The sequence below is a fragment of the Clostridium sp. genome (assembly GCF_036660475.1).
In the GTDB taxonomy this organism is placed as follows: Bacteria; Bacillota; Clostridia; order Clostridiales; family Clostridiaceae; genus Clostridium_J.
Window position 1 is genome coordinate 70,460 of the sequence record NZ_JAVXAO010000012.1, and the last position, 12,070, is coordinate 82,529.

At 30.5% G+C, this 12,070-nt stretch carries 9 protein-coding genes and 1 other annotated feature; of the genes, 2 read left to right on the forward strand and 7 right to left on the reverse strand.

The window, feature by feature from the left end; all coding sequences use genetic code 11:
• Positions 1–2 precede the first annotated feature (2 nt).
• The 4 genes from RSA29_RS15250 to RSA29_RS15265 form a co-directional block, all read right to left on the reverse strand.
• Positions 3–1,547, reverse strand: coding sequence for an SH3 domain-containing protein (locus RSA29_RS15250; protein ID WP_346943993.1), 1,545 nt, complete (start codon positions 1,545–1,547; stop codon positions 3–5).
• A 272-nt stretch (positions 1,548–1,819) separates the two neighbouring features.
• Positions 1,820–3,760 carry a methionine--tRNA ligase gene (metG, locus tag RSA29_RS15255; RefSeq protein ID WP_346943992.1) on the reverse strand — a complete coding sequence of 647 codons (1,941 nt, stop codon included), beginning with the start codon at positions 3,758–3,760 and terminating at the stop codon, positions 1,820–1,822.
• A 201-nt stretch (positions 3,761–3,961) separates the two neighbouring features.
• Positions 3,962–4,213: a binding site (T-box leader), on the reverse strand.
• Between the two features lie 86 nt (positions 4,214–4,299).
• Entirely contained in the window at positions 4,300–4,830 is a 531-nt protein-coding gene (locus RSA29_RS15260; protein ID WP_346943991.1) for a spore maturation protein, read from the reverse strand.
• A 13-nt stretch (positions 4,831–4,843) separates the two neighbouring features.
• Positions 4,844–5,419 carry a nucleoside recognition domain-containing protein gene (locus RSA29_RS15265; protein WP_346943990.1) on the reverse strand — a complete coding sequence of 192 codons (576 nt, stop codon included), beginning with the start codon at positions 5,417–5,419 and terminating at the stop codon, positions 4,844–4,846.
• 196 nt (positions 5,420–5,615) lie between these two features.
• On the opposite strand from RSA29_RS15265, the gene RSA29_RS15270 reads away from it, so the two are divergent.
• Complete coding sequence (locus tag RSA29_RS15270) at positions 5,616–5,801, forward strand: hypothetical protein (protein WP_346934018.1); 186 nt, start codon at positions 5,616–5,618, stop codon at positions 5,799–5,801.
• A 185-nt stretch (positions 5,802–5,986) separates the two neighbouring features.
• On the opposite strand, the gene RSA29_RS15275 is transcribed toward RSA29_RS15270, so the two are convergent.
• Together RSA29_RS15275 and RSA29_RS15280 are read right to left on the reverse strand one after the other, a co-directional pair.
• Positions 5,987–7,480, reverse strand: coding sequence for a leucyl aminopeptidase (locus RSA29_RS15275; protein ID WP_346943989.1), 1,494 nt, complete (start codon positions 7,478–7,480; stop codon positions 5,987–5,989).
• 250 nt (positions 7,481–7,730) lie between these two features.
• Entirely contained in the window at positions 7,731–8,597 is an 867-nt protein-coding gene (locus RSA29_RS15280) for a YitT family protein (RefSeq protein ID WP_346934016.1), read from the reverse strand.
• A 208-nt stretch (positions 8,598–8,805) separates the two neighbouring features.
• Here RSA29_RS15280 and cls point away from each other — a divergent pair, with 208 nt between their 5' ends.
• Positions 8,806–10,260, forward strand: a complete 1,455-nt coding sequence (cls, locus tag RSA29_RS15285; RefSeq protein WP_346943988.1) for a cardiolipin synthase — start codon at positions 8,806–8,808, stop codon at positions 10,258–10,260.
• Between the two features lie 173 nt (positions 10,261–10,433).
• Here the strand turns inward: cls and RSA29_RS15290 are convergent, their stop codons facing one another.
• A complete protein-coding gene (locus RSA29_RS15290; protein WP_346943987.1) occupies positions 10,434–11,999 on the reverse strand; it encodes a hypothetical protein in 1,566 nt (521 codons plus the stop codon).
• Positions 12,000–12,070 lie beyond the last annotated feature (71 nt).

Below are 12,070 nucleotides of genomic sequence, written 5' to 3' on the forward strand. Positions count from 1 at the left end.
GTTTATCTCCAACAATCATCACTTAACCCATAGTTTGTATCTAGATTAAGCATTTCACCATGAACAATTCCCTTACCATTAACTATTGCCATTTTCCTAGAGCGAATATCTTCTGTATTATTTGGAGAACTATCTGCTACTGCATTTGCAATTACACCTAGGAGGTTTTTTTCAGTCATATTAGGTGTTTTCGCAATAGCTATATCAATTGTTTTTGTAGCTTCCGAGTTTATACTTCCATTTTGAACCACAATATCAAGAGCAAGAGCAAATCCCCTTACTGTTTTCAACTTATATTTATCACATATTATCATAGCTTGTTTCACCATATAAACTTCTGCATCTTGTTCAATACTAATAAAATTTTTATCCTTACTTAAACTAACAAACTGTGAATACCAAGGCTCAACAATTTTATTAGTTGAATTATTAATGCTTTTAGCCCATTTAAGTTGATTTTCTGATGTATCAAGTATCATATTATGCACAGTATCATAGTTTGACCCAAAAACAACTCTCATTTCAGAATTATATTGCCTATCCATCCTATTAAGTAATGGCTGTAAGGTTCCTTGCCCAATACACCATTGGAAATATCCCAAAGATAAGCCTTGTCCATCAAAATTTCCTGCAATTTGATTAGAGATTCCAACTTCAAATTGCTTAGTTATATTCTTTGCAATATTAACTACAGCATCTGAAGGAGAGGTGTATTGTTGTATGTAAGCATCTGATACATACGCAAAACTACCATTATAAATAATCTTATCCCATACATTATTACTAGCATCAACTATAGTATCCAAAATTTCAATTCTATTATAATTATATAGCTTTCCAACTATATCACCATTTAAATTAGGTGCTGTTCTTACATTTAAATCAAATTGAAAGTCAGTATTGTACACATACCCTGTTTTATTACCGCTTATTGAATTAAGCTTAATTTCAACAATCCTTACCCAACTTATAACATCCCCGTTATTAGATGTTGCTAATTCATTCAATAATAGCCTTGCAGACTCTATATCCGATTGCGATTTTGTTTCACTTGCTTTTAAAACTGCTGTATACGCAACATCATATTTGTTTTGTTGAAATCTATCTACTGCATCAGACCATGTATTTATATATTCTGTATTACCATCATATGTTTTGAATGCAAATACATATTCTCTAGCTCTATCTATTTCTGACTGAATCAAAACTTCTTTTAACACTACTTTACCATCTATTGTTTCGTAAATTATTCTATAGAAATCATTAAATAAATCTTGTTGAACTTTATCCACCATACTTGATAAAGTTCCTATTTGTGATTCCAACCACGTTTCCCCTGCATTATAAGCATCTAATAATGGCTTTATTGCTATTCTTGCAGCTGTAACTTTTTCCTGTGTACCTGTTTGAGTGGCTTCAACTACAGCTCTATATGCATTAACATATAATTCATCAATACTTAATGCATATACACTATTAGTATTTGTTAAAAATATAGTAGTGAATAATATTAATATTATAAATTTATTTATGAGTTTTTTATACATATACATCCCCCTCATGAATTTAATTACATATCTATATATTAACATGTAATGAATTTTATGTATATCGTTTAGGTAATTATCATCATCACACTCTAGCTTATTTATATATATCCTCCGGACTTATATTAATTTTAAAAATAATTTAAAGTAGGCACCCCACTTAATGGAGTGCCTACTTTTTGCGCGAATTGATAATTTCTAACGAAATTCCACTTAAACTATGCTTAGTGTCATTCAGCTCAACTAACAAAATATAAAATTTTGAGCCTTACTTATCTTACTATAGATCCTGAATCAATGTCTCCTGGATTTACTACACATAATTTTGAATCATCATCAGTTGCTGCTGAAAGTATCATTCCTTGTGATAATTCACCTCTTAAAGTCACTGGCTTAAGATTTGCTACAAGGACTACATTTTTACCAATTAAATCTTCTGGTTTACAATGCATTGCTATTCCTGAAATAACCTGACGAGTTTCTCCACCTAAATCTACAGTGAATTTTAAAAGTTTCTTAGCTTTTTTCACAGGTTCACAAGCTAAAACTTTAACTACTCTAAGATCAATTTTATCAAAATCATCTATTGTAATTTCTTCTTTTATTGGAGTTATCTCTTTCTTTTCCACGGCTTTCTTTTGCTCTTCTGCCATTCTTTCTGCTTCCTTAGCTATTTCCGCCATATCGATTCTTGGGAATATTACAGAACCTCTATTAACCTTTGTTCCTGCAACAGTTCCATTAAATTCACTTAAGCTTTCAAGTGAAATATTCTCTATATTTAATTGCTCATTAATCTTACCGCTAGTCTCTGGTAAGAATGGAGCAAGAAGTGAAGATACAACTCTTAAGCTTTCACATAAGTTATATAACACTGTAGCCAGTCTACCCTTTTGAGCTTCATCTTTTCCAAGAATCCATGGAGTAGTTTCATCAATATACTTATTTGTTCTTCTAATTAATGTCCAAATTTCACCTAAGGCATCTGCTACTCTTAAAGCATCCATTTTCTTTTCTACTCTCTTAGGAAGGTCTAAAGCTAATGAAATAAGTTCTTCATCTACAGCTTCTTTAACCTCTGGTGCTGGTATTATACCATCAAAGTATTTTTCTACCATTGTAACAGTCCTTGAAACAAGATTTCCTAAAGCATTTGCTAAATCTGAATTAATTCTCTCTGCCATTAATTCTAAAGTTATCACTCCGTCATTATCAAATGGCATTTCATGAAGAACAAAGTAACGAACTGCATCAACTCCGAATTTTTCTGCTAAATAATCTGCATATAACACATTACCCTTTGATTTACTCATTTTGCCATCACCTTGTAATAACCATGGGTGACCAAATATTTGCTTTGGCAATGGAATATCTAAAGCCATTAACATAATAGGCCAATATATAGTATGGAAACGTAAAATATCCTTACCGATTAAGTGTAAATCAGCTGGCCAATATTTTGTATAGTCCTCAGCATGATCTCCATCTAAGTCATATCCAAGTCCAGTGATATAGTTTGATAGGGCATCTATCCAAACATAAACTACATGTTTATTATCAAAATCAACAGGTATTCCCCATTTGAATGAAGTTCTTGATACACATAAATCTTGTAAACCTGGAAGTAAGAAGTTATTCATCATCTCATTCTTACGTGATTCAGGTTGAATAAATTCTGGATGAGTATTTATATGATTAATTAATCTTTCAGTATAGTTACCTAATTTTAAGAAATATGCTTCTTCCTTAGCTGATTCTACTTCTCTTCCGCAATCTGGACATTTTCCATCATTAAGCTGACCTGACGTAAAGAAAGATTCGCAAGGTGTGCAATACATTCCTTCATAATGACCTTTATATATATCGCCCTTTTCATATAACTTTTTAAAAATCTTTTGAACTTGCTCTTTGTGATACTTATCGGTTGTTCTTACAAATTTATCATAAGATGTATTCATTAAGTCCCATATATCTTTAATATTTTCTGCAATATTATCTACAAATTCCTGTGGTGTTACTCCACACTCCTGAGCTTTTAATTCAATCTTTTGTCCATGTTCATCTGTTCCAGTTTGAAAGCGAACATCATATCCTGCTAATCTTTTATAACGAGCTATACTATCCGCTAAAACAATTTCATAACTATTCCCTATATGTGGTTTCCCCGATGTATAAGCAATGGCAGTTGTAATGTAATATGGTTTCTTTGTCATGTTTATTCCTCCTTAGAATTGTTGTAATTTATAATAATTTTTAATTAAAAACAGTGCTAAAATAGCTTGGGGCACACTCACTTGGTAGCAACAAGTTCGTCACATGGAATTTTTAAACCCATTAATATTACTTGATTTCAAATCCGAAAAATTTTATAATTTCCTACACATTAAAAAAGCCCCTATGCAGAAATATTTCCACATAGAGACGTCATATACGTGTTACCACTCTATTTCGCATTTATTTTTCAATAAATGCCTCAATAAGTAACTCCATCCAAAGGATTTTTATTACTTTGTCATATACGGGTGACTCCCCTACTTCCCTAGGTACTTCTACTTTAGAAAATCTGCTCCAAGACCATATTCCTAAATTTCCTCACCGCTAGCTTTCACCTCACCTAGCTCTCTTTAGATAATTCCCTTTAGTACTCTTCTCTTCATAGCATTTATTATATATTAATTAAATGATAATACTATAGCTTTCCAATGTCAACAGGTTTTAATTTTGTATTCTCAACTAAATTTTGCATTCTCAATTAAAAAATCGCCTTGGCTAAGTTTACAGCAATGAGCACCGCACAGAAATCTACTATTAATGCTACCCACAAACTATGCCTTACTTTTTTAATTCCTACTGCTCCAAAGTATACAGTGATGGTATAAAATATAGTTTCTGTACCACCCATTATTATTGATGACAAAAATCCTAAAAATGAATCTGGACCATGGGTTTTAATTATATCCGTAAATACTCCAATTGCTCCACTTCCTGATAAGGGTTTTATAAATATTAAAGGGACAATTTCTGGAGGTATTCCAACTACATTTACTGTGGGTTTTATTAGATTTATAAGATAATCCATTACGCCAGAAGCTCTAAAGCAATTTACAGCTATAAGCATTGCTAATAAATATGGAAAAATCCTTACACATACACCAATGCCATCCTTTGCTCCTTCTACAAAACATTCATAAACCTTAACCTTTGCAATAATACCATATAATACAACTCCACCTATTATTATAGGAATTATCCCTTTTAATATATAATCAAATATATTCCCCATAAATCATTCTCCTTTAAAAATATTTTTGTAGGAATTTGCATAGAACAATCCCCAGTATGGACGCTATTGTTGTGGTACATAACGCTGGAAGTATTATTGCTCCTGGATTTCCTGAATTAAATGCAGCTCTTATTGACACTACAGTAGTTGGTACAAATTGTATGCAAGCAGCATTTAATACTAAAAATAGAACCATGTCGTTACTAGCAACATCTTTGTGACTATTTATTCTATCCATTTCTTCCATAGCTTTTATTCCAAATGGAGTTGCTGCATTTGACAATCCAAACATATTTGCCGTTAAATTCATAACTATTGCCCCCAAGGCTTTATCATCTTTACCTGCCTCTTTAAATACTCTTCTAAGTATTGGCTTTAATAGCTTGGCTAGCTTATCTGTAAGTCCACTTCTCTCTGCAATTTTCATTACCCCACACCAAAGACACATCATTCCAAGAAGTTCTATTACTAATTGTACTGTGGAGGTAGTTGTTGATACTATTGTCTTTGATAGAAGCTCTCCATCTCCTGTTAATAACCCAAACCCTATGCCTATAAATAAAATTACAAACCATATTACATTTATCATATAAACTCTCCCTTACACCCCAAATAAAATATCCAGTTCTAACTAATGTATATGTATCAGCCACTTATATTATTTTACTTTTATAATGTTCCATATATTTTATTAAAGATTTATATTTATAGTTGAATTTAAGTGTCCTCAATGATAACATTTAAGACATAACTAAAATTAAAATAAAATCTAAAGGAGATTTTTTATGAACGAAAGTAATTTAAAACAAGCCCAAAAGGAAATTGATGAAGCTCTTTCTACTATTGAAAAATTAGAAGAGAATATTAAATGTAATTCTGCATCAGATGATATGATAAAAGAAAATTTCATTTCTCTTTCTAAAAAAGTTCAAGAAATTGAAGCAGTTCTTAAAGATGAAGGTATTCTATAATCCTAATATTTATATATTAAAAGAGCATAATTCTATCCATATATCTGGATAAAATTATGCTCTCATATTAATAATAAAACCTGTCTACGGACAGGTTTTTATTATTGTATTTATTCACTTTAACCTTTAAATTTTCAATTCTAAATTATACATTTCTAATTGAACTTATATACTATTAATTTCCCTTAATATAGTTTTGTTATTTCATATAATAGTCTAGCTCCTACTCCAGTTGCACCGTTTGAGAAATACTCCCTATTTGGTGTTTTAGCAGAGAAAGATGTAGCTGCAATATCAAGATGTAACCAAGGTTTATCTTCAACAAATTCACCAATGAATAATCCTGCTGTTATTGCTCCTGCACCCACTGGCCCTGTAGAGTTAACAAGATCTGCATTCCCACTTTTTATAAGCTCTTTATATTCATCAAAATTTGGGAATCTCCATACTTTTTCATCACAAACCTTAGAAGCAGCCTCAAGCATTGCATAGAATTCATCATTATTACTAACGATTCCTGTTGCAGCATTACCTATAGCTCCTCCTACTGCTCCTGTAAGTGTAGCTATATCTAATACCTTACTTACTTTTTCTTTTCTTATTATATAAGTAACTGCATCTACTAAAGTTAATCTTCCTTCAGCATCTGTATTAATTATTTCTATAGTTTTTCCATTCATTGTATTGATTATATCTCCTGGTCTATATGCATCTCCTGAAATTAGGTTTTCACAAGCTGCTATAACCGCTACTACATTCTTCTTAAGCTTCATTCTACATATAGTTGCCATAGCTCCTACAACTGATGCTGCTCCACCCATATCACTCTTCATCGTCCACATACTACCGGCAGTTTTTAAACAGTATCCACCTGCATCAAAGGTTAACCCTTTTCCTACTAGCCCTAATATATTATCCTTCTCGCTTGGATTTCCCATATATCTCATAACTATTAGTTTAGGTTTATTAGAAGAACCTTTACCTACTGATAAGAAAGCATCCATACCTAAATTCTCAATTTCTTCAACACCATGAACTTCAACTTCGAATCCGCACTCTAGCCCTAACTGTTGAACTCTTTTAGAAAGTGTTTCTGGTGTTAATATATTTGCAGGCTCATTTACTAATTCTCTTGATATTAAATTTCCCTCTGCAAGCAATGTTCCCTCATTAATAGCACCCTCTAAAGATTTCAAATCCTGTTCTTCATGAAATATAATATTTACGTCCTTTAATAAAATATCTTTCTTATCACTTTTATATTTATTAAAGCTATAAGCAGTCATTATTATAGCTTCTGTAATTGCCTTTGTTTTGCCAAAATTACAGCAACAATCCATACCTTTTATATGTATGTCTAATGAACTTATCTTTTGCTTTATAGCTTCCTTTATTAATTTTGAAGTATTATTTCTAACATTATCTACATTACAACAACTTTTTTCCCCAAGCCCTACTAGGATTGTTTTTAACACAGTGTTATCTTCTATGTTACTTACTGTATAAACTTCTCCCTTTTTACCAGTAAAATCTCCAGCTTCATTTAAGCAAGCTATAACAGAGTTTAGCTTATCACATGGGAAATCCCCTTGAACTTCTTTAGAATTTTCAAATACAAAAACACCATTAAATTTATTATGTACCTGCACATTTTTAAGATTCTCTAATTTAATATTCACACACAACACCCCTTTTTTAATTTAGAATTAAAAATTAAGAGTTTATAATCTTAAATTTAAAGTTTATAATCCTAATTTTAACATTTATAATTTTCAATTTTTAATTCCCCAAGTTATACTTTCTTCATTAAATTCTCAATTCCTTCTAAAATATAAAAAATCTAATTAAAAATTCACAATCTTTAATTAGATTTCTTTTATCATGTCCCTAATTTATAATTCATAATTCATAATTTATGATTTTAAACTCCTAATTACTCCCATCATGTTGTGGTTCTGAAAATCCTCTTCCCACAACTTCTCTAACATCAGTTATTGTGATGAATGCCTTATCATCAACACTTTTAACCAGCTTTTGCAGTTCAATTAATTCCCCTGTTGAACAAACTATAAATAGTATATCTTTGCTTTCTCCAGTATAAACTCCCTTACCCTGAAGACTAGTTATTCCTCTATTTAAATGTTTCATCAACACCTCTGCTATTTCATCAGATTTACTAGAAATTATATGTACACCCTTAGAGTAATTTACCCCTTCAACTAATGTATTCACAACTTTTGATACAATAAATATAGATATCAATGCATACATTGCTTTTTCTACCCCGAATACAAATAACCCTACAACTATTATAACTCCATCTATACACATCATTATTTTATTTATAGGCACCTTTTTCAAAAAGTGTTTAATTATTATTGCAAGCAAATCGGATCCACCTGTTGATGCTGATGATCTCAATACTAATCCAACTCCAGTTCCAACAAATAGTCCCCCAAATACACTAGATATCAATAAATCTGATTGTACTGGTGGAATAAAGCTCGTGTACCAAAGTGCAACCGAAACATATATTGCTCCAAATATAGCCTTCTTTGCAAATTCCGTACCCTTTATCTTTATTCCAATTATGAATAATGGTATATTTACAATTATGTTCGTTAACCATAATGGTATTTTAAATGCATATTCTAGTACTATTGAAAGGCCCGATACCCCTCCTGTAATCAATTGTTGTGGCTTATAATACACATTTATACCAATTGCAAGTATTGTTATCCCTAGCATTATCATTAGATAATTTTTAACTTCTGTTTTCTTCAAAAACTTTTTCATATCTTCCTCCAGTTATTTATTTTTATACCTTCTATTGCATGTCCCAATTGTTTTATAGCATAACTTTTGATATGTTGTAAATACTAATTTCAACTTTCCTATACTTATTATTTATTTTCAGATGCCATAAATATATTTTATAAGAATATATGTATTTTTTATCTACTATGTTAAAATTATATTATCTTATAAATGATAAGGAGAGCCTATGGATAACTATACTTTTTTTCTTAACATCGTAAACTTTATTTTTATATTAAATATAGTTTTTGCTATTGTAGTAATAATTTTCGAAAGGCGAAATGCCCACAATACATGGACCTGGTTAATGATAATGTTGTTTGTTCCATTCGTTGGATTCATATTATATCTATTTTTTGGTCAAGATTTACGTCGCAAAAATTTCTTTGTACTAAAAAAAGAAGAAGAATTGGTATTAATGAAATTTTCAGACAGTCAAAAAAAATTAGTCAATGATGAATCTTCTATAAATAACAATCAATTATTATATGAGTTTCATGATGTGATTAATCTAAATTTGTCTAGTGACAACTTTATTGTTACAAACAATAATAAGGTAGATATACTTAATAATGGTGATGAAAAATTCCCTCTTCTATTTGAGTGTATACAAAATGCGAAAGAATTTATTCACATACAATATTATATTTTTGAAGATGATGATATTGGAACTAAGCTTTTAAACTTACTTGTAGCTAAAGCTAAAGAAGGCGTTGAAGTAAAACTTTTATATGACGGAATGGGTTGTATACACAATAAACGTAACTTCTTTAAACCGCTAAAATCTGCTGGCGGAGAAGTATCTTGCTTTTTCCCTCCATTTATTCCATATATAAACGTAAGAATAAATTATAGAAATCACCGAAAAATATGTGTTATAGATGGTGCTCACGGTTTTGTTGGCGGACTTAATATTGGTGATGAATATCTTGGACTTTCAAAAAAATTCGGTTTTTGGAGGGATACTCACCTTCATCTTCAGGGAGACTCTGTTAACTATCTTGAAGTACGATTTTTAATGGATTGGAGATTCGCAAGCAATCAAGATTTTTTTATGGACGAAAAATATTTTCCTAAAAAAGAGTATATTAGCAATACAGCTGTTCAGATAATCTCTAGCGGACCTGACTCTGAATGGTGCTCAATTCGTAATACCTATCTTAAGTTAATAAACAAAGCTGAGAATTCGGTTTATATCCAAACACCTTATTTTATTCCTGATGAAAGTATTCTTACAGCGATTAAAATTGCATGTTTATCCGGAGTAGATGTCAGAATTATAATTCCTTGTAAGCCAGATCACCCATTTATTTATTGGGCATCTAAATCTTATATTTGGGAACTTGTAGAATGTGGAGCTAAATGTTATACCTATGATAATGGATTTATTCACAGTAAAATGGTATCTATCGATGGGAAGATGTGTACAATAGGAACTGCCAATATGGATATTCGTAGTTTCAGCCTTAACTTTGAGGTTAATGCTATTATATATGATGAAAAAACAACTTTACAGGTTGATAAATATTTTGAGGATGACTTATTAAAAAGCACACTCCTTACAAAGGAACTTTATAATAAGCGACCACCAATTATTAAATTTAAAGAGGCAATATCAAGGTTGTTATCTCCTATCCTATAGAATTATTTTTTAAATATAGCTGACTTAAATTAAGTCATTATGAACTAATTAAAATAAACCGTTGTATCTATTATGATAAATATAGATACAACGGTTTTATATTTTTTATTTTATACTTCTTACTAATAATCCTCCAGCAATGATCTATTTCATGTATTTACCTAATGTGATGTCTATATTGTTAATGGTACATAAACCATTAAAGTTAAAACTGCATCAATTAATAAGCTTAAGCTAAATTTTGCTATAAATACACCTTCAAATTCATTTGAATATAAATAATATCCATAACTATAAACTATGCAACTTATTAATACACAAATGATAATACCTATATAAATAGGAGCTATAACACTAGGGAGCATATATGCATAGGTACCATAGAACATTGTTATTATAACAAAAATCTTTGTAATTGTAGTTATAGCTGCCACAGCAACATACATAAGTTTCTTTTGTTTAACTGATAACTTATAATCACAAAATGTAACTATACCACTTAAAACCAAACCTACGGCTACCCAAGCAAATCCTACAATAATTATATATACAAAGCTATACGCTATACCTTCTACAGTATAACTCAAAGCACTTATTTTCTCAGAATCCCTTGGTAAATTATTTATAGCCTTAAACTCATCTCCAGTAGATGCTATAACTACATCATAAATATCCTTTTCTTTAAAGGTTAAATAGCTAATATATTCTTCATTTATATATGGATTTATACATACTCCACGGGTTCTTGTAACTACCTCTTCAACCTTAACCTCGCCATCCTTCATTACTAATGCGGATATGCCTCGCCTTATTTCTTTTTTACCATATAGATTATCAAAATTCGAATAAAATTTTCCGCCGCCATTTTCCGAATATGCTCCCACCGAATTGATTATATAATTTGAATTATTAATGTATGGCTTAGTTTCCTTAGCTTCTCCACCCGACAGTGGAAATTCAATTAATCTACTAGAATGGAAGTCTCCTTTTATATATTGTTCAAATATTATATATCCATTTTCATCATCTGAAGAAGTTGCCATGCCCTTATATGTAATTTTACTATTTTTAGCTATAGGTTGTACTAACCTAGGCTCCGATGCTATACCTTCATTAAGTGTAATCGCCTTAAATATTGAGTCATCCTCCATATAGCATACAAGGAATCCAGTTTTTGTTCTACTAGCTGAAATCATACTTACATTTTGGGCTGGTACTAATATAGATGTATTCTCTAGAGTATTTATTATTTCAACTTTATCATCATATCCAACGACTATATTATTATTATCTAATTGACAAGTAGCTTTAGCACCATTAATAGTTTCTCGTTTAACTTCATTTAACTCTTTGTCTAATTTTATATTTTCTAAATATCCATCTCCGCCATCTTTTGAGTTATACATTAGTATATACCCATTATTACTACTTGTAAGTAGAACTTTATTTACAAGTTCCTCCTGTAAATTATATTCCTTTGTTCTTAAAATTTTTCCCTGTAAATCTACTTCACATAGATTTAGCTTTTTATCATTTGCATACGCAACAATTAATTTGCTTTCTTCCTTTAATATTACTGGAGCATTTTTCCCAAGTGCAGTTCCTAATATTACTTCCTTACTCCATACTTCAGATGGTGGCTGTACTTCTAAATTATAGTTGTTTATATAGCTTCCAATTACAATTAGTATAAATGTTACTATAATAAACGAAAACAAAACCATCCTCTTTTTCTTCATTTTCATCCCCCCATTTATAGTACTTACTTATGCCATCCTTAATGGTCACGTTTTACAATTATTAATAGTTT